Origin of the sequence: Novosphingobium sp. BL-52-GroH, assembly GCF_044813085.1 — a bacterium.
Lineage (GTDB): Bacteria > Pseudomonadota > Alphaproteobacteria > Sphingomonadales > Sphingomonadaceae > Novosphingobium.
This window is the reverse complement of the sequence record NZ_CP171152.1, coordinates 2,717,271-2,735,239: the sequence shown is the minus strand read 5'-3', so window position 1 is coordinate 2,735,239 and position 17,969 is coordinate 2,717,271. Positions and strand designations below refer to the sequence as shown.

Genomic DNA, 17,969 nt, shown 5'->3' with positions numbered 1-17,969 from the left:
TCGCGGCCCGAGCCATCCTGCAAAGTGCTCCCCTGCCCCTCGGTAAATTCCCCGTCACCCCACGCAAGCCTCCAGGAACGCCTCGATCGCGGCCAGCACCACCGGCTCGTCGAGGATCGGGGCATGGCCGACGCGCGGCACTTCGACGCTTGCATAAGGCCCTGCATGGCGCTGCGCCATCGCCGTGACCGTCCGGACGCTCAGCAGGTCCGACAAGGCGCCGCGCACGACGAGTACCGGCACCGTATCGAGCAGGTCCCACAAGGGCCAAAGGTCCGGCGGGACGGTCTGGGGATCATCGCCTGCGACGCTTTGCGAGATCGCCGGGTCGTAGGCGAAGGATACGGTGCCATCGGCGTTCTGCCGCGCGATGCGCCGGGCGAAGGCCTCCCACTCCGCGCGTCCGTAGTCGGGAAAGGCCGAGGCGTTGATCGCGCGGGTGCGGGCGGCGGCCTCGGTCCAGTTGGCCATCGTACCAGAAGGGCCGACATAGCCCTGGATGCGCGCCAGCCCCGCAGGTTCCAGCACCGGGCCGATGTCATTGAACACCACGCCCTGCGCGAGACCGGGCCGCAGAGCATTCATCACCATCGCCATCAGCCCGCCCATCGAGGTGCCGACCAGCCCGGCCCGCTCGATGCCGAGTTCGTCCAGCAGGGCCAGCATGTCCTGCGCGTAGACCTCGGGCCGGTAATTCGCCGGGTCGGGGTCCCACTGCGAGAGGCCGCGCCCGCGCTGGTCCGGCACGATCATGCGGTAGCGGCCGGCAAGGCGTGCGGCCAACGGCTCGAAATCGGCGCTGTTGCGGGTGAGCCCATGCATCATCAGCAGCACCGGCGCCTGCGAGCCTGCCGCTGCATAGTCGCGCGCGGCAAGGTCGAGCCGGCCGCAGGCGCTGCGATAGCGAAGGACATGGTAGTCCATGTGCGAAAGGGTCCTTTTCCTATACCTCGCGCCGCCTGCGCGGGCGCGAGGTATGCTGTGACGGCCGCCTCAGAACGCCAGCGTCGCCGTCGCGAAGACCTGGCGGGGGTTGCCGTAGAAGGCCGTCAGCGTCCCTTCCGTGCCCAGCGTCGGAATGAACCGGCCGTTCGGCGCCCGCAGCAGTTCGCCCGTGATCGGGTTCGCCGCAAGGAACGTGTAGCCCGAAGTCCGGTACTGCTTGTCGAACAGGTTCTTGCCATGGACGCCCAGGCTCCAGCGCCCGTCCGGAGCGGTATAGACCAGGCTGGCGTCGACGAGGCCGTAGCCCTTCTGGTCCAGATAGGGGTTCGGAATTTCGAACTGGTAGGTCTTGCCGCGGTACGAGTACGTCGTGCTCAACGAGACGTCGCCCTCGCCCACCGGCGTGGTGTAGGCGAGCGTCGCGCTGCCGGTCCACTTGGGGGTGTTCTGGACCTTGCGGTTGTCGGCGACGTCCGTGGGGACGCCACCGATGTTGGCTATATATTCCTTGTACTTGGCGTCGATGTAGCCGAGCGAGCCGGATAGGCTCAGTCGGTCTCCCGCCGCCATCAGGTCCTGCGCGAGGCGGGCGTTGGCTTCCAGTTCGAAGCCGTTGAAGCGCGCCTTGCCGGCATTGGTGATGACACCACAGAACGTGGGAATGCCGCCCACGGTGCAGCCGGCCGAGCCGGGAATCTGCACGTCCTTGTAGTCCATGTGAAACGCGGCCGCCGCGATGTAGAGCCCGCCGCCGAACAGGTTTGCCTTGTAGCCGATCTCGTAGCTGTCGACGGTCTCGGGCTTGAAGCTGAGGTAGTCGGCGATTTCCGCGTCGGTCGGCGCGCCCGGAGTGGCCGCAGGCGCATTGACGCCCACCCCCCGCGGGTCGAAGCCGCCGCCCTTGAAGCCCTGGCTGAAGCTGGCGTAGATGTTGTGGTCCGGGCTCGGCTTGAAGCTGATCGAGGCGCGCGGTGTGAACTTCTTGAAGGTCGCCTTGCCCGAAAAGTCCGTGCTCGGCGCGCCCAGCGGCAGGCCCGCGCCGCCGAACACAGGGGAACCGCCTCCGAGGTAGTTCTGGCGCAGGATCTGCGCGCGGCGTTCGTCCCAGGTGTAGCGGCCGCCCAGCGAGAGGCTGAGCTTCTCGGTGAAATCGAACGTGAAGTCGCCGAAGACCGCGACCGTCTCGGTGTCGACGTTCGCCTGGGTGAAGGCGGTCAGGCCGTTGAGCGCGGTGAACAGGCGCGTGTCGAACTGCGTATCGGCCTTGGCCGAGAGGTAGTAGGCGCCGATCATGCCCTGGACCAGGCCACCGTCGTCGTAGAGGAGCTGGAATTCCTGGCTGGTCTGCTCGTTGCGGTAGTAGGCCGGCACGTCGAGGTCCACGGCGGGCAAGGCGTCGAAGTCGATCGGCGAGGCGCTGTCGTCCTTGCGCCACGAACTGATCGAGCGGAACGTCAGGCGATCGGTCAGTTCGGCCGAGGCGTTGATGGCAAGGCCATAGGCCTCCACTTCCTGCTTGGGATCGTCGAGACCGCCGCGCGTGTCGTAGACGTCGGCAAGCACCGGCGCGCCCGAGGCGTAGCCGGGGATCAGGCGATGGCCGCCGCGCGGGTTGGACTTGTCCTTGGTGTAGTCGCCGGAAATGCGGATCAGCACCGGCTCGCCATAGCCGCCGATGTCGACGCTGGCGCGACCGCCCCAGATGTCCTTGTTGTAGTTGTCCTCGCCGGTGGTGAGGTTCGTCCCGAAGCCCCCGCGCGACAGCCGCGCGACCGAGCCGCCGACCCGGATCAGGTCGCTGACCGGCGCCGATGCCGTGACGACGAGATCAGCCTGGTCGTAAGTCCCGTAAGTGCCCCTGACTTTCAGCGAGAGCTCCTGCGGGAGCTGCTTCGTCACGTACTTGACCGCGCCGCCGATGGTGTTGCGCCCATAGAGCGTGCCCTGCGGCCCGCGCAGCACCTCGATCCGCTCGACGTCGTAGATGTCGAGCACGGCGGCCTGGGGCCGGTTCAGATAGACGTCGTCGAGGTAGATGCCCACGCCCTGCTCGAAGCCGGAGACCGGGTCCTGCTGGCCGACGCCGCGAATGAAGGCGGACAGCGTCGAGTTGGTGCCGCGCGAAGGCTCCAGAGTTACGTTGGGGGCCGTCTGGGCTATTTCCGTGACGTCGATGGCGCCGGACTTGGCGAGCTGGTCGCCGCTGAAGCTGGTGACCGCGATCGGCACGTCGACGAGGCGCTCCTCGCGGCGGCGGGCAGTGACGATGATGTCGCCGCCGGTCGCTTCGGCAGGAGCTTGAGCGGCAGGCCCCGCGTCTTGCGCCAGCGCCGGAGCGGCCATTCCCACACCGCCACACAGGGCCAGAACGCTGGAGGAAATCGCGAGGAAACGCGCCTTTTGCATCTTAGACACTCCCATGTTCGTTTCTAGTTGCCGATGTTCATATTGATAGTTGAACCATCTTTCAACTTTGAAAGTTTGCCAAGCTGCAAAGAGCGGTCTAGCTGTGTCCTCGTGAGCACAGCGCCGCCCGCCCCGCCTGTCCCCGACAAGGCTCCCCGCACCGAAAGAGGGCGCCGCACGTTGCGCAAGCTGCTGGATGCGGCGGCGATGGAATTTGGCGAGCGCGGATTTCACGAGGCGTCGATCACCGCCATCACCAAGCGCGCAGGCACCGCGCTGGGCAGTTTCTACACCTACTTCAATTCGAAGGACGAAATCTTCCGCGCGCTGGTCGACGACCTCAGCGGCAAAGTCCGCGAGGCGGCGCGCAACGCCCGCCAGCAGGACCTGCCGGCGCTGGAGAAGGAACGCGCCTCGCTCACCGGGTTCCTGCGTTTCGCCAGCGAGCACAAGGAAATCTACCGCATCATCGACGAGTGCGAATTCGTCGATCCCGAGACCTTCCGCCTGCACTACCGCAACACCGCGCGGCGGATCCACGAACGCCTCTCCGAAGGCATCCTGCGGGGCGAACTGCGCGAGGACCTGGGAGAGGCCCATGCCTGGGCGATCATGGGCATGAACGTGTTCCTGGGCCTGCGCTACGCAGTCTGGTCCGAGGATGCGACGGCCGAGGAGGTCGCGGAACTGGCGAACTCGATCCTGCGCGAAGGCATCGCGAAGAAAAAGGTTAGCTGACGCGGCTCCTCCACGTCGTGCCCGGCTCCGCTTGGCCGACCCCCGGGCAAGCCATCCCCTCGAGAGTTCCCCATGGTCCCGGGTCGAGCCCGGCACGATGGCGTGTTACTCTGGCGCTTAACTCGCATTTACGCGATGCTAAGGCCGACCTGTCAGGGAAGAGTCGCCAAAGGACACGGGACATCAAGTTGGACGCGCGCATTCTCCTCGCCTCGGGCTTCGTCGCCCTGGCCGCCATCGTCGGCGTGCTCGTCGTGGCGGCCTCGCCCGACCGGCCCGAGCCGGCCTCGCTCGCCGAAGCCAAGCTGGCGGAGGCGAAGCCTGTCGCGCCGCCCCCGAAGCCGGCGCCTGCGCCGAGGGACGAACCTTTCGTCATCAAGCGCATCCTGCCGATCAAGGGAGCGATCAAGTACGGCGAATGGCACTGGGACGAAAAGGACGTGCCGGCCGGCCCGATCGTCGTCACCGTGGACCTTGAGGCACGCGTGCTGTCGGTCTTCCGCTCCGGCTACGAGATCGGCGCGACCGCCGTGCTGCTGGGCACCTCGGACAAGCCCACGCCTCTGGGCGTCTTCCCGATCACCCAGAAGGACAAGGACCACGTCTCCAACATCTACACCGGGGCACCGATGCCCTACATGCAGAGGCTGACCAACGACGGGATCACCCTGCACGGCTCCGACGTGGCGCTCGGCTATGCCAGCCACGGCTGCGTGGGCATGCCAGACGCCTTCGCCGCCAAGCTTTTCGCCACGACCAAGCTGGGCGACAAGGTCTACATCACGCGGGGTAAGCAGGTGGGCCTCGGCGACAGCTTGGTCGGGGCCTGAGGCAGACGGCACCCCGCTTCGGGCTTTCGCCTAGCGCTCGCGCCGGGCCGCCCTGACCGGGGCTTTCGCGAAGCTCCAGCCGCCCGAGTTCGGTCGCGCCACCAGATTGCCGATCGAGGCCGGACGGCCCGACACCAGGCTCTCCACCAGCCGCGCGATCGCCCCGCCCCGCGCGTCCTCGCCATCGAGTTCCCGCACGATCCGCGCCACGACCCGCAGCACCACGGCGCGCGGAGCCTGCGGGCGGTATTTGAGCCCCATCGGCTCCTTCTTGACGCACGAACGCCACTCGAGCGCCGCCATCCAGTCCAGCGCGGCGTCGGCCTCGGCGATATGCGCAGCACTCTGCGCGATGGCCAGGACGTCGAGCCATTCCGCGTCCGCCAGCGCCTTGCGGACACGGACGCGATCGTATCGGTCGTTGGCGTTGCTGGGGTCCTCCGCCGCGACGAAACCGGCACTGCGGACCACCTCTCCCAGTTCCGCGCGACGCCAGTCCAGCACCGGTCGCAGCAGGGTAAGCCTGGAGCCCGGCACCGTGCCGCGAGACCGCGCTCCCGCAAGGCCTGCCACGCCACTTGCCCGGTTGAGGCGCATGACGAGGGTTTCGGCCTGGTCGTCCGCCTGGTGGCCGGTCGCCAGCGCCGCAAGCCCGCGTTCTGCGGCCCAGCCGGCCAGCGCCTCGTAGCGCGCGGCGCGCGCTTCCGCCTGGACGTTACCGGGTGCGACTTCGACGCCGAGCGTCGCATGGGGCACGCCGAGCCGGGCACAGACCTGCACCACATCGGCCGCCTCCTCGGCGCTTTCGGGGCGTAGCCGGTGATCGACGGTCGCTGCCTCGACGCGCCCGGGCAGCGCCGTGTGGGCCAGCAGCAGCAGGGCCAGGCTGTCGGGCCCGCCGGACACGGCGATCCCGAGACGTGCTTCGGGCACCCCGACGCCATCGGGCCAGACCGCCGCCAGGTCCGCGAGGAACCGGGCGGCGACCTCGGCCCCGACGCTCACGTCAGCTGCAGGCAAGTCCACTGCGCGTCGTGTTGTAAAGCGCGCTCAGGCGGCCGGCCGCCTCGGCGGCATAGGTATCGCTGAATTCGGCCAGGGCGATGCAGGCGCGCTTGGTGTCCTTGAGCTGCTTCATCGAGACGGCGAGGTAAAGGAGGCTGTCGGGCGCCCGCTCGCCACGCTTGTCGGTCTGGAAGTTCTGCAGGAACCACTTGGCCGCCTCGCTGGGGTTGCCGTCGTCGAGATACGCACGGCCCAGCAGATTACGGCCCCAACTGCCGCGCGGATGCTTGGGATACTTTTCGAGGTAGAGCTTGAGCTGCTGCTGTGCCTCGGGATAGAACTTGGCCTCCCACAGGCGGTAGCCGTAGCTGTACTCGTCGTCGGCGGCATCGGCGCTCTGCGGCTTGACGATGGCCTTCACCGCCTCGACCCGCGAGGACGGCGCCGCGACCGGCCGGGGCGCGGTGGCGACGGGCTTTGGCCCGGGCACGGCGGCCGGGATCGAGGGGCGCACGGATGCACCGCCGCTCATCGCGTCAAGATTGCTCTGCGAGGCCGGCAAATCGCTCTGCGAGGCAGGGGGCGTGGCTCCAAGCGGCGCGGGCGTCACGACGCCCGTGGCCAGCTTCGCTTCGAGCTGGGTGATGCGATTGGTGTTCTGCTCGACCTGCGAGGTCAACTGCGCCATCTGCGCCTCGACCGCGTCCATCCGCGTGAGCAGGTCGCTCACCGGGGTGCTGACGGGTTGGCCGGGAGCCGGCGTCGGGGTGGGCGCGGCGTTGATCTGCGGCTCGAAGTACTTGCCGTCCGCGCCGGGGAAGACCTTGCGCTGGAGCGCGCGCACTTCGGACTCGACCTTGTTGAGGCGCGAGTTCGTATTCGCGTCCTGCGCGGAAGCGGGCAAGGCCCCACCCGCCAGGACCACCACAGCAGCCGCCGACATCAGCCAGCGGGTCGTGCGCATCGCGCCAGAATTACCATTCATCGCCAAATCAACTCCGTGCCGGAAACCTCGCCCCGCATGTCTGGCAGCGGCTGGCGGAACCGGGAATTAACCAGTTGGACCGTCCAGGGGTGTTGCCTGAAACTGCCCCCGCCTGTCGAGGCGGTCCTAGTTGGAAACCGTGGAAAGCGGGCTCGGCGCCGGCTGGGGCCCGACGCCCGGTTGCGGGCTGGCCGAAGCGGACGGAGACGCCTGGGACGCGGCCGCAGGATTGGCCCGCGCCAGCAGGTCGGAAGCGGCAAGCGACACGCCCGACATGACCTGAGGCTCGGTGGACAGAGGCGGCAGTGCCTTGCCTCCCACCGAAAGCTGCAGCGCATCGGGACGGCCGGTCCGCAGTTGCAACCCGGCGACGCCGGCAGGTGCGGTCCAGCTCTCGCCCTTGGCGAGTTCCTTCTGCAACACTTGCGCGCCGGTGCCGTCGGTAACCTTGACCCAGACCTTGTCGCCGATCGCCGTCAGGACCACGGGACCGCCTGCCGGTGCGGCCGGCTGCGGCGCAGCCGGGCCGGGTGCGACCGGCGCGGGCGCCTGGGCGGGCTTGTCCGCGATGAGATCGGGAAGCTGGCCTTCGGGCGAGAGGAAGCTGCTCCAGAACACCAGGACCAAGGCCACCGCGATCACCACCACGATCGCCGCCAGCCAGGCGAGGCGCCGGGTCGGCACGCGGGCCGGATCACCCGGTTCGAAGCTGGGAACGGTCTCGGGGCGCTCGCCCGCTTCGCTTTCGAGCTGCTCGCGCACTTTCGCCGCGATCAGCTTTTCGTCGAGCCCGACCGCCCGCGCATAGGCACGCGCGAAGCCCACTGCATAAGTGCGCGCGGCCAGGTCGCTCAGCCGGTCCTCCTCGATGGAAAGAAGGTGGCGTTCGGCAACCTTGGTCTGCGAAGCGATGTCGGCGCGGCTCAGCCCGGCCGCTTCACGAGCAGCGCGAAGCTGGCTTCCCGCGCTCTGCAACCCGCGCGCATGACCCTGGGATTCGACGTTTTCCATTCTGCTCCAGAAGGGTTTGGTAAATGCGACCTGACCCGTGCCTAACCAAACCGTCTGACGGCGCAAAGTCAATCAGCGCGCCGTCATCACTTTAAAATTATCCGGCCAAAACTGCACTCTGCGGGCCAACTGGGGAACAAGTGGGGAACCTGTCATCCCCCGAACTCAGTCTACGTGAATATCGCGCTCAGCCGCCCAGGCCACCATCGCACCGCGCAGATCCGCCGGCGGCGCCGCCAGCCAGCCAGCCATGGCCTCGGTGATCTCGGCGAGGTCGACCTTGCCGACCAATTCCTTGATCGGGCCGACCGCCGCCGGAGTGATCGACATGCGCCGGATGCCCAGGCCCAGCAGCGCCAGCGCCTCCAGCCGGCGCCCGCCCATCTCCCCGCAGACGCTGATGTCGACGCCGGTGCCGTCCAGCGTGCGCACCACACGCTTGAGGAAGCGCAGGATCGCCGGGCTCAGCCAGTCGTAACGCTCCGCCAGCTTGGGATTGGACCGGTCGGCCGCGAACAGGAACTGCGTCAGGTCGTTGGTGCCGATCGACAGGAACGAGATCTTGGGCGCCAGCAGGTCGAGTTGCTCGGCGAGCGCCGGCACTTCGAGCATGACGCCGTAGCGGATCGCTTCGGGCAAAACCTTCCTGCGCTTGCGCAGATAGTCTAGCTGCCCGTCGAACACCGCCTTGGCCGCGTCGAACTCCCAGGGCTCGGCGACCATCGGGAACATGACGTTGAGCTTGCGCCCGGCCGCCGCTTCCAGCAACGCGCGCGCCTGGACCTTGAGCAGCCCGTCCCGCTCGAGCGCGACGCGCAGCGCGCGCCAGCCCATCGCCGGGTTCTCTTCCCCCTCGCCGTCGTCGTGGCGCAAGTAGGGCAGCGTCTTGTCGCCACCGATGTCGACCGTGCGGAACACGACCGGCCGCTCGCCCGCCGCTTCCAGCACGTCGCGATAGAGACGGGTCTGCTTCTCGCGCTGGGGCAGCGTGGCCGAGACGAGGAACTGGAACTCGGTTCGGAACAGGCCGATGCCGTCCGCGCCGGTCAGGTTGAGGTTGGTGACGTCGTCGCGCAACCCTGCGTTTATCATGACGTTGATGCGGGTGCCGTCCCGCGTGGTCGCCAGCACGTCGCGCATGCCGGCGTAGACCGCCTGGCGTTCGCGACTCTTGGCGAAACGCGCCTCGAAGGCTTCGACGAGGCCCGAGGACGGACGCACGGTGGCGGTCGCCTGGTCGGCGTCGAGCAGTAACTGGTCACCCTCGCGCACGACGCCGCGCAGGCCCCGCACGCGGCCCAGCACCGGAACGCCCATGGCCCGCGCGACGATCACGACGTGGCTGGTGAGCGAGCCTTCCTCGAGGATCACGCCCTTGAGCCGGCGCCGGTCGTATTCGAGCAGTTCGGCTGGACCCAGGTTGCGCGCGATCAGGATCGCATCGTTCCTCAAACCCATCGACGCCGCCGTGCCGAGCTGGCCCGAGACGATCCGCAGGAGGCGGTTCGCCAGGTCTTCCAGGTCGTGCATGCGATCGGCGAGCAGGGGGTCGTCGATCTGGCGCATGCGCATGCGGGTCCGCTGCTGCACGCGCTCAATCGCCGCCTCGGCAGTGAGGCCGCTGTCGATCGCCTCGTTGATGCGGCGCGTCCAGCCTTCGTCGTAGGCGAACATGCGGTAGGTCTCGAGAACCTCTTCGTGCTCGCCGCCGACGCCGAATTCGGCCTGGTTGGACATGCGGTCGATCTGCTCGCGCATCCGCTCGAAGGCGAGGATGACACGCTGGCGCTCGGCCTCGGTATCCTCGGCGACGACGTGCTCGATCGTCACGCGCGGCTGGTGGTAGACCGCAACGCCCGCCGCAAGGCCCTTGACGAGGGTAAGGCCGTGCAACTGCACCGGCCCGGTCTGCCCGGCGCTGAGCGCGCGGGCGTCCTCCTCGTCGATGAGGTCGGCGTTGGTGATGAGTTCCGAGAGGACCATCGCCACCGTCTGCAGCGCCTCGATTTCCACTTCCTCGTAGCGGCGCGGCTCGACGTGCTGGACGCACAGGACGCCCACCGCCCGCTCGCGCCGCACGATCGGCACGCCGGCGAAGGAATGGAACTTGTCCTCGCCCGTTTCGGGCCGGTACGAAAAGTCGGGGTGCGCGGCCGCCTCGGCCAGGTTGAGCGTGCCGGTCTGGTCGGCGATCGTGCCGACGAGCCCCTCGCCCACCGCCATGCGCGTGACGTGCACGGCTTCCTGCGCAAGACCCCGCGTGGCGAAGAGTTCCAGCATCCCTTCGCGCAGAAGATAGACAGAACAGACCTCGCTATCGAGGCTCTCGCCGATCACTTCAACGACGTTGTTGAGCTTGGACTGCGCATTGCTGCGCGAGGCCATCACCTCATGCAGGCGCGTGAGGATCGTTCGTGCTGCTTCGACGGCTCCGCTGGTCATGCCCTACGCGTAACGCAAAGTGATCGCCTTGGGAACGCAGCGGATGCCGTCGAATCAGGTTATATGGGTAATATCGGGGATCTCCGGTTGGACCGGTGGATTTCTCCGGTGGTCGGGAAAGCGGCGGTCAGAACCGTCCGATCTCTTCCTTCAGCCTGAGCTTTCGCTTCTTGAGGGCCTGGACCACCGCAGCATCAGGGATCGGACGGCTCATTTCTTCGTGGATCTGGCGTTCCAGACCAGCATGCTTGAGCTGCAGAGCGCTGACGTGCGAACTATCCATGGACGGTTCCTCCTCTTGGGCCGGATCCCTGGCGGGGGACCTAAATGGCGAGTGACCCGAATTGGCGACTCGGCTTCGATGATCCGGCGCAAAACGAAAGGAACCACATCGCGGCCATCTTGCGAAGACTCCGATTGCTTCATATCGGTGAATCGCGTGAATCCTGCGTCGGGCAGGAATTCGGTTGGTGTTAATCGGACGAGGCGCTACCTCCCCCACGGGCGGGGGCCGCCTTCGGCAAGCATTGATAGAGCTAAGGAATTCCGGCGTGACCGAAGAGGAAATGCGCAAGCGCCTCGAAATCCTGAAGATCGAACATCGCGACCTCGACGCCGCGATCGATGCGCTGGTGGCGGCCGGTTCGATCGACCAGTTGCAGATCGCGCGCATGAAGAAGCGCAAGCTGCGCCTGAAGGACCAGATGATGCAGATCGAGGACTACCTGATCCCCGACATCATCGCCTGAAGCTATCCGGCCCGCAGGCCAGGAAAGCTCCTCCCAAAAACGCCGTTTCGCGCCAATTCCGGAAGATTTCGGCAAGCCCCCGCCGCGTTCGAAGCGTGCCGATCGGGGACATCGGCGTTTTTGCGCAAAAATTTCGGGCGACGCCGGTTGCCGGCGAGTCGCGGTTCGGAAATATGAACGCGTCATGTCAGAACCGGCGACCATCAATCCGCGGATCATCGAAGCGCTCTATTGCGAGGCCCTCGTGCTGTCCGACGAGGTGCGCAACGCCTTCACGCTTTCCGGAAGGCTCGACCGCATCGAGAGGGACGAGGACATGGCCCGCGTGGCGCTCTCCAGCGAAGGCTTGCGCACGACCACCCGGATGATGCACGCGATCGCCTGGTTGCTCAACCACCGCGCCTACTTCACGGGCGAAATCAACGAACTGCAACTGCGTCGCCATGGCCGGCTGTCTCCCGACATGCGCCGGTCCGATCCGCAGCAGACCGCCCTGCTCACACCCTCCACCGCCCTGCTGGTCACCGCCACGCGCCGTTTCTACGAGCGCCTCCTGCGCCTCGACCAGGCCTGGCGCCTGACGGGACCGCAACCCCTGAGCGCGATCGAGACCCTGCGCGAGCGCATCGAGGGCCGGGTCGCCAGTTGAGCGGCCCCCTGCTCCCTCGACAGCCGACGCCATAACCCCCATATCGCGGATCATGGACGATACCTCCCAGATCGACCGGCCCTACACGGTGGCCGAACGCATCGGCCCGTTGGTCAGGCGGGTGCTGGCGCGCAACCCGTCGGCCTTCACCTATACGGGCACCCAGAGCTACGTGGTGGGCGATGCCGGCGAAGTGGCGGTGATCGATCCCGGTCCGGACGAGGCCGAACACATCGCCGCGCTCGTCGAGGCGATCGGCGACGACAGGGTCGTCGCGATCTGCTGCACGCACACGCACCGCGACCATTCGCCGGCCGCCGCGCCGCTCGCCGCGCTGACCGGCGCGCCGATCGTGGGCTGCGCTCCGCTCGTCCTCGACGACGACGGGCCGCGCGCCGACGCCTCGTTCGACGCGCTCTACGCACCCGACCGCGTGCTGGCAGACGGCGAGGCGCTGCACGGGAATGGCTGGACCCTGCGCGCGATCGCCACCCCGGGGCATACCTCCAACCACTTGTGCTTCGCGCTGGAGGAAACCGGCGCGCTGTTCACCGGCGATCACGTCATGGGCTGGTCGACCAGCGTCGTCTCGCCACCCGACGGCGACATGACCGCCTACATGGCCAGCCTCGCCAAGCTCTACGAACGCGAGCAGGACACCGTTTATTATCCCGCCCATGGCCCCGAGGTCGCCAAGCCGCGCCAACTGGTGCGCGGGATGATCGGCCACCGCCGCCAGCGCGAGAAGCAGATCCTGCGCCAGATCGAATCGGGCAACGCCACCATCGCCCGGATGGTGCCGCTGATGTACAAGGGCGTGGACGAAAGGCTCTGGCCTGCGGCCGGGCGCTCGGTTCTTGCCCACCTCATCGACTTGGAAAAGCGTGGAATTACGGCACGCCGCGGAGACGAATGGACTATCCGTCCCGCAGATTAGGGATCGCCTCTCCAGTATTAGGCTAAGTCGGGCCATCGATTTACTATCCGCCGCACAAAAGGGCGGAAGGCGTATTCATGGCGACAACGATGGTGCTGCTCGCCATCGTGATTTCCCACCTGCTCGTCGAACCGCTCCCGATATCGCCGTGGTGGATCGCGTTCGCGCAACGGGTCATCGCCTGAATTTTCCCCTTGGGTCCGCGCGTTCCCGTCCCTAGATAGGCCGCTCTCCGGCGCAAGGACCGGGGCGCAGGATTAGAGGGAATGCCATGACCGTAATGCCCGCCGATCTTTCCGGCATCGACGTGCGCGCCGAGATCGAGCGTCTCCGCAAGGAGCGTAATGCGGTCATTCTCGCCCATTACTACCAGAAGCCCGAACTGCAGGACCTTGCCGACTTCGTGGGCGACAGCCTCGAGCTGAGCCGCAAGGCCGCCGAGACCGACGCCGACGTGATCGCCTTCTGCGGCGTCAAGTTCATGGCCGACACTGCCAAGATCCTCTCGCCCAACAAGATCGTGGTGCTGCCGGACCTGGACGCCGGGTGCAGCCTGGAAGATTCCTGCCCGCCGGAAAAGTTCAAGGCCTTCCGCGAGGCACACCCCGACCACATCGCCCTGACCTACATCAACTGCTCGACCGAAGTGAAGGCGCTGTCCGACGTCATCGTCACCAGTTCCAGCGCCGAGACGATCCTGCAGCAGATCCCGCGCGACCAGAAGATCATCTTCGGCCCCGACCGGCACCTGGGCGGCTATCTGTCGCGGAAGTTCGACCGCGAGATGCTGCTGTGGCCGGGCGTGTGCATCGTCCACGAGGCGTTCAGCGAGACCGAACTGCTCAAGCTGCGTGCCCAGCACCCGGACGCACCGATCGCCGCGCATCCGGAATGCCCGCCGACGATCATCGACCATGCAGACTACGTTGGATCGACCAGCGGCATCCTGCAATATGCCAAGACCATGCCGGGCGACACGCTGATCGTCGCCACCGAGCCGCACATCATCCACCAGATGGAACTGGCGATTCCGGACAAGACGTTCATCGGGGCCCCGGGTGCAGACGGCAACTGCAACTGCAACATTTGCCCCTACATGGCGCTCAACACGCTGGAGAAGCTGTATCTTGCGCTGCGCGACCTGGAACCGCGCGTGGAGATCGAGGAAGGTCTGCGCCTCGCCGCCAAGAAGAGCCTCGACCGGATGCTCGACATGGCCAGCGGCACCGTCGGCCTGGGCGATCTGGGCGCGCGGTGAAGCCTCCGCAGGTCAGGACATGGCCGGCTCGTGAGCCGGCTGTGTCATGATCCGCCGCACCATCTCGGGCCCTGCCTCGATTACCTTGAGATAGGCTCGCACGGCAGGCTCCGGCATATACCGACCGATCTCGTATCGTCGCACACTGTTCGCAGGGATGCCGAACGCTCCGGCGAACTCCTGTTGGGCCATGCGCAGCCGGTTGCGCAACTGCCTAACCCGGCGTTCCATCAGCCCCCGCTCCAGCGAGGAAACATCGAAGTCTTCCGGGTCGGCAGGGTCAGCCGGTATGGCAATCGCAATCTCTTTCCTCGCTTGGGTTCCGCCGTCGCACCGAGATAAGCCTAGCGGCCTCGCCGCGCCTGACGTGCACGACGGTATGAAGCGTCCCTGCGATCAGGCCGACCGCCAACCGCAATCCGTGCTGCAGGCGGTTTGCCTTGTCCCGAAGACGAAGCGCCCGTCTTCAACCCGCCGCCTGCCGCGCCCAGGCGGCGATCGCGCTTTGCGTCATCGCGCCGGACTGGCGGGCGATCTCGCGGCCCTTGCGCAGCAGGATCAGTGTCGGGATCGAGCGGATCGCATAGCGACCGGCGATCGCGCTGTCCGCCTCCGTGTCGAGCTTGCCCAGGCGCATCCCGGGTTCGAGCTGGGCTGCCGCCGCCGCGAAGGCCGGGGCCATCTGGCGGCACGGCCCGCACCACGAGGCCCAGAAGTCGACCAGCAACGGCAGGTCGCTCTTGACGGCATGCGCGTCGAAGTTGGCGGCAGTGAGCGTGACGGGCGCTCCGGCGAACAAGGCCTTGCCGCACCTGCCGCATGTCCCGCCCGCGCCGAGGCGCGCGGCCGGCAGGCGGTTGGCGGTCGTGCAGACCGGGCAAACGACGATCATGCTGTCCTGGGTCATGCGATCACACCGCCACTTCGCGCCACTCGCCCGGCGCCAGGCCTTCGAGCGACCAGTCGCCGATCCGCCAGCGCACCAGGCGCAGCGTCGGGTGACCGACGGCGGCCGTCATGCGGCGAACCTGGCGGTTGCGGCCCTCGTAGATGGTCAGTTCGAGCCAGCAGTCCGGCACGCTCTTGCGAAAGCGCACCGGAGGCGTGCGCGGCCAAAGCTCGGGCGGGTCGATGCGACGGGCCTTGGCCTGCAGGGTGGGTCCGTCGTTGAGGACCACGCCCTTGCACAGCGCCGCGATCGCCGCTTCGTCTGGCTCGCCCTCCACTTGCGCGAGGTAGGTCTTGGCAGTCTTGAACTTGGGGTCGGCGATGCGCGACTGCAGCCGCCCGTCGTCGGTCAGCAGCAGCAGACCCTCGCTGTCCCGGTCCAGCCGTCCGGCCGGGTAGACCCCCGGCACCTCGATGAAGTCCGAAAGCGTCGCGCGCGGGGTGGGCGAGCGCAAGTCGGTGAACTGCGAGAGCACGTCGAACGGCTTGTTGAAGAGAACCAGGCGCGCCATCGTTCAGACCTTTCCTGCCGGCTTGTCGCCGGCCTTGGCAAGCGCGAGGGCGACGGCAAGCAAGACCATGCCGACCACGTCCATCCCGCTCAATGTTTCCCCGAAGGCGAGCCAGCCGACCGCCGCCGCCAGCGCGGGCTGGGCCAGCAGCGCGAGCCCGATCACCAGCGGGGTGAAATGCTTCAGCGAGTAGATGAGAAATCCCTGCCCGATGAGCTGGCTGGAAAAAGCCAGGGCGATCAGCGGCGTCCAGTTGCCAGGCACGATCCTCTCGCCCAGCAGGACCGCTATGAGCAGCATCACCGGGGCGCTCGCGATAGTCGAGACCCCGAGGAGCGAGAACGGCCCCAGCCGCTCGCGCGCCGAGTTCAGCATGATGATGTAGAAGGCATAGAATACGCCCGCGAGCACGCAGAACAGGTCGCCCACGAGGTTGACGTGGCTGATCTCCAGCGAGCCTCCCATCAACAGCCCCGCCCCCGCCAGCGATGCCGCGATGGCCGCAAGCTCCAACGGTCGCGGTGCACGGCGGGCCGCGACCAAGGCCCAGGCCATCACGATGAGGCTGCCCGAATTGCCGAAGAGCGAGGCATTGCCCAGCTTGGTCTGGACAATGCCGACGTGCCAAGCCGCCAGGTCTAGGGCGAAGAATATACCCGCGCCCACGACCAGGCCGACGGTCGCCGCCTCCATGCGCCGCTGCGCAGGTGTCTCGCGCGAGGCCAGGAAGGCGAGCACCGGCAGCGCCAGCGTCAGGCGCCAGAACCCCGCGGCAACCGGGCCGGTGTCCGAGAGGCGCACCAGCCACGCACCCAGCGCCAGGGCCACGTTGGCGGCAAGCAGCGCCAGCAGGTGACGCGGCTTCCAGTCGTGCCCAGTGGTAGTGGTATCGGTCGAGACGGTCATCGCCGCGTCCTAGCGGCGCGACGGGGGCGGCGCACCTCCTATTACGCGGCTCCCCCACCGTCATCTCCGCGAAGGCGGGAATGACGGTGGGGAACGCTTTATTCAGGCAGTTCCACCACTTCGTCCCCGCGCGTCTTCCACAAGGACCAGACGACGCCTCCCGCGATCAGCGCCAAGGTCACCGCAAGGCTGAGCAGCGGCGGGAACTTCGCCCCGCCCATCGCGAAATCGGCGATGAGGATCTTGCCGCCGATGAACACCAGCACCAGCGCCAGCGCGTACTTGAGGTAGTGGAAGCGGTGCACCATCGCCGCCAGCGCGAAGTAGAGCGCGCGCAGGCCCAGGATCGCCATGATGTTCGACGTGTAGACGATGAAGGTGTCCGTGGTGATCGAGAAGATCGCCGGCACCGAATCGACCGCGAAGACGAGGTCGGCCAGGTTGATGACGACCAGGGCCAGGAACAGCGGCGTCGCAGCCCAGACCAGGCGCCCCGTGGCGTCGGCCTCGCGAACGAAGAAATGCTCGGCGTGGTGCACCTTGGTGACGCGCATGTGCCGGGAAATCCAGCGGATCGCCGCGTTGTTGCCGATGTCCGGGTCATGATCGCTGGTGAACAGCATCTTCACGCCGGTGAAGATCAGGAAGGCGGCGAAGATGTACATCACCCAATGGGCATTGGCGACGAGCGCCGCCCCGCCTGCGATCATCAATCCGCGCAGCACGATCACCGCCAGGATACCCCACAGGAGCGCGCGGTACTGGTATTTGGGCTGAATCGCGAAGAAGCCGAAGATCATCGATATGACGAAGACGTTGTCGATCGAGAGCGCCTTCTCGATGAAGTAGCCGGTGTAGTAGTCGATGGCCGGCGCGGAGCCCTTGGCCCACCAGATCCACGCCCCGAAGACCATCGCAATGGTGATGTAGAAGACCGAGAGTCTGAGCGATTCGGCAATGCCCATCTCGCGGTCGTCCTTGTGCAGGACGCCGAGGTCGAAGGCGGTGAGCAGCAGCACGACGGCCGCGAAGGCCAGCCAGAACCAGGCTGGAGTGCCGAGCCAGTCGGCGAACAGGAATTCCATGGTGGTATCGCCCTAGTCAGGGGAAAACGGATGCGCCGGCACGCCATGTTGGGAGGCTTGGCGCGCCGGCGCGCAAGGTCACAGGCTCGTCAACGCCGGCTGCTGGGGTGTCAGCAACGCGGCCAGCCTGGCCCTGAGTTCGAGTTTCCGTTTCCTCAGCCAGGCGATCTCCAACGGATCGGCAAGGCGATTGGTCTTCGCCCCGTTGATGAGGGCGTCGAGCTTCTGGAGGCGTTCTAGCAATCGGAACATGCGGTCGGTCATTTTCAAATCCCTATCGAACTTGAGTTGGTTCGATCGGATGAGCCGGATGCGGGTTGCGTGACAAAATGATGCCGAAGCGATTCACGTCTGGAGCCTGCACCGGTTTCACCCGATGCGGTCCGACATCACGAACGCAGGAGACCTGCGTCACGCCAGAGGGGCCCGGCCCGCAGACTGCGTTATACGAACGAATCGATCCGATTTCAAGCCGCACGCCAGAACGTCCTCCCCGGCCAACGCGGAAAACCGCCCGCGCCCGCACGACGCCGCACGACGCAGGGGTCCGCGATCCTTGACCA

The 17,969-nt window shown here is 66.9% G+C and carries 19 protein-coding genes; 6 read left to right on the top strand and 13 right to left on the bottom strand.

Translation table 11 applies throughout. The annotated features are described in order from the left end of the window. Positions 1–54 precede the first annotated feature (54 nt). Together ACFFDA_RS25930 and ACFFDA_RS25925 are read right to left on the bottom strand one after the other, a co-directional pair. Complete coding sequence (locus ACFFDA_RS25930) at positions 55–924, bottom strand: alpha/beta fold hydrolase (protein ID WP_404480150.1); 870 nt, start codon at positions 922–924, stop codon at positions 55–57. 69 nt (positions 925–993) lie between these two features. Next, on the bottom strand, positions 994–3,351 hold the full coding sequence (locus ACFFDA_RS25925) for a TonB-dependent receptor (protein WP_404480149.1): 2,358 nt from the start codon (positions 3,349–3,351) through the stop codon (positions 994–996). Between the two features lie 180 nt (positions 3,352–3,531). On the opposite strand from ACFFDA_RS25925, the gene ACFFDA_RS25920 reads away from it, so the two are divergent. Next, entirely contained in the window at positions 3,532–4,089 is a 558-nt protein-coding gene (locus tag ACFFDA_RS25920; protein ID WP_404480148.1) for a TetR/AcrR family transcriptional regulator, read from the top strand. A 188-nt stretch (positions 4,090–4,277) separates the two neighbouring features. After that, positions 4,278–4,919 (top strand): L,D-transpeptidase family protein, encoded by a 642-nt coding sequence (locus tag ACFFDA_RS25915; protein ID WP_404480147.1) that lies wholly within the window; start codon positions 4,278–4,280, stop codon positions 4,917–4,919. A 30-nt stretch (positions 4,920–4,949) separates the two neighbouring features. Here ACFFDA_RS25915 and tilS read toward each other — a convergent pair whose 3' ends face one another. The 5 genes from tilS to ACFFDA_RS25890 all read right to left on the bottom strand — a co-directional run bounded on the left by tilS (position 4,950) and on the right by ACFFDA_RS25890 (position 10,645). Further along, positions 4,950–5,945 carry a tRNA lysidine(34) synthetase TilS gene (tilS, locus tag ACFFDA_RS25910; RefSeq protein ID WP_404480146.1) on the bottom strand — a complete coding sequence of 332 codons (996 nt, stop codon included), beginning with the start codon at positions 5,943–5,945 and terminating at the stop codon, positions 4,950–4,952. After that, positions 5,926–6,888 (bottom strand): hypothetical protein, encoded by a 963-nt coding sequence (locus ACFFDA_RS25905; RefSeq protein ID WP_404482880.1) that lies wholly within the window; start codon positions 6,886–6,888, stop codon positions 5,926–5,928. The genes tilS and ACFFDA_RS25905 overlap by 20 nt, the downstream gene beginning before the upstream one ends. Before the next feature lie 147 nt (positions 6,889–7,035). Beyond that, complete coding sequence (locus ACFFDA_RS25900; protein WP_404480145.1) at positions 7,036–7,920, bottom strand: helix-turn-helix domain-containing protein; 885 nt, start codon at positions 7,918–7,920, stop codon at positions 7,036–7,038. A gap of 165 nt (positions 7,921–8,085) precedes the next feature. Further along, on the bottom strand, positions 8,086–10,362 hold the full coding sequence (gene ptsP / locus ACFFDA_RS25895; RefSeq protein WP_404480144.1) for a phosphoenolpyruvate--protein phosphotransferase: 2,277 nt from the start codon (positions 10,360–10,362) through the stop codon (positions 8,086–8,088). A 127-nt stretch (positions 10,363–10,489) separates the two neighbouring features. After that, a complete protein-coding gene (locus tag ACFFDA_RS25890) occupies positions 10,490–10,645 on the bottom strand; it encodes a YdcH family protein (protein ID WP_404480143.1) in 156 nt (51 codons plus the stop codon). A 268-nt stretch (positions 10,646–10,913) separates the two neighbouring features. On the opposite strand from ACFFDA_RS25890, the gene ACFFDA_RS25885 reads away from it, so the two are divergent. From ACFFDA_RS25885 to nadA, 4 genes are all read left to right on the top strand, one after another. Beyond that, positions 10,914–11,111 (top strand): YdcH family protein, encoded by a 198-nt coding sequence (locus ACFFDA_RS25885; protein ID WP_404480142.1) that lies wholly within the window; start codon positions 10,914–10,916, stop codon positions 11,109–11,111. 184 nt (positions 11,112–11,295) lie between these two features. Next, positions 11,296–11,760, top strand: coding sequence for a DUF1465 family protein (locus ACFFDA_RS25880; RefSeq protein WP_404480140.1), 465 nt, complete (start codon positions 11,296–11,298; stop codon positions 11,758–11,760). A gap of 52 nt (positions 11,761–11,812) precedes the next feature. Beyond that, positions 11,813–12,697 carry an MBL fold metallo-hydrolase gene (locus ACFFDA_RS25875; RefSeq protein WP_404480139.1) on the top strand — a complete coding sequence of 295 codons (885 nt, stop codon included), beginning with the start codon at positions 11,813–11,815 and terminating at the stop codon, positions 12,695–12,697. Positions 12,698–12,968: 271 nt separating this feature from the next. Continuing rightward, complete coding sequence (gene nadA / locus ACFFDA_RS25870; protein ID WP_404480138.1) at positions 12,969–13,955, top strand: quinolinate synthase NadA; 987 nt, start codon at positions 12,969–12,971, stop codon at positions 13,953–13,955. A 12-nt stretch (positions 13,956–13,967) separates the two neighbouring features. On the opposite strand, the gene ACFFDA_RS25865 is transcribed toward nadA, so the two are convergent. From ACFFDA_RS25865 to ACFFDA_RS25840, 6 genes are all read right to left on the bottom strand, one after another. Further along, on the bottom strand, positions 13,968–14,186 hold the full coding sequence (locus ACFFDA_RS25865) for a helix-turn-helix domain-containing protein (RefSeq protein ID WP_404480137.1): 219 nt from the start codon (positions 14,184–14,186) through the stop codon (positions 13,968–13,970). 235 nt (positions 14,187–14,421) lie between these two features. After that, entirely contained in the window at positions 14,422–14,862 is a 441-nt protein-coding gene (trxC, locus tag ACFFDA_RS25860) for a thioredoxin TrxC (RefSeq protein ID WP_404480136.1), read from the bottom strand. Between the two features lie 4 nt (positions 14,863–14,866). Further along, complete coding sequence (locus ACFFDA_RS25855; RefSeq protein ID WP_404480135.1) at positions 14,867–15,415, bottom strand: pseudouridine synthase; 549 nt, start codon at positions 15,413–15,415, stop codon at positions 14,867–14,869. Between the two features lie 3 nt (positions 15,416–15,418). Then, positions 15,419–16,321, bottom strand: coding sequence for a DMT family transporter (locus tag ACFFDA_RS25850; protein ID WP_404480134.1), 903 nt, complete (start codon positions 16,319–16,321; stop codon positions 15,419–15,421). A gap of 98 nt (positions 16,322–16,419) precedes the next feature. Further along, complete coding sequence (locus ACFFDA_RS25845) at positions 16,420–17,406, bottom strand: TerC family protein (RefSeq protein ID WP_404480133.1); 987 nt, start codon at positions 17,404–17,406, stop codon at positions 16,420–16,422. A 78-nt stretch (positions 17,407–17,484) separates the two neighbouring features. After that, positions 17,485–17,670, bottom strand: a complete 186-nt coding sequence (locus ACFFDA_RS25840) for a DUF465 domain-containing protein (protein ID WP_404480132.1) — start codon at positions 17,668–17,670, stop codon at positions 17,485–17,487. Between the last annotated feature and the right edge of the window lie 299 nt (positions 17,671–17,969).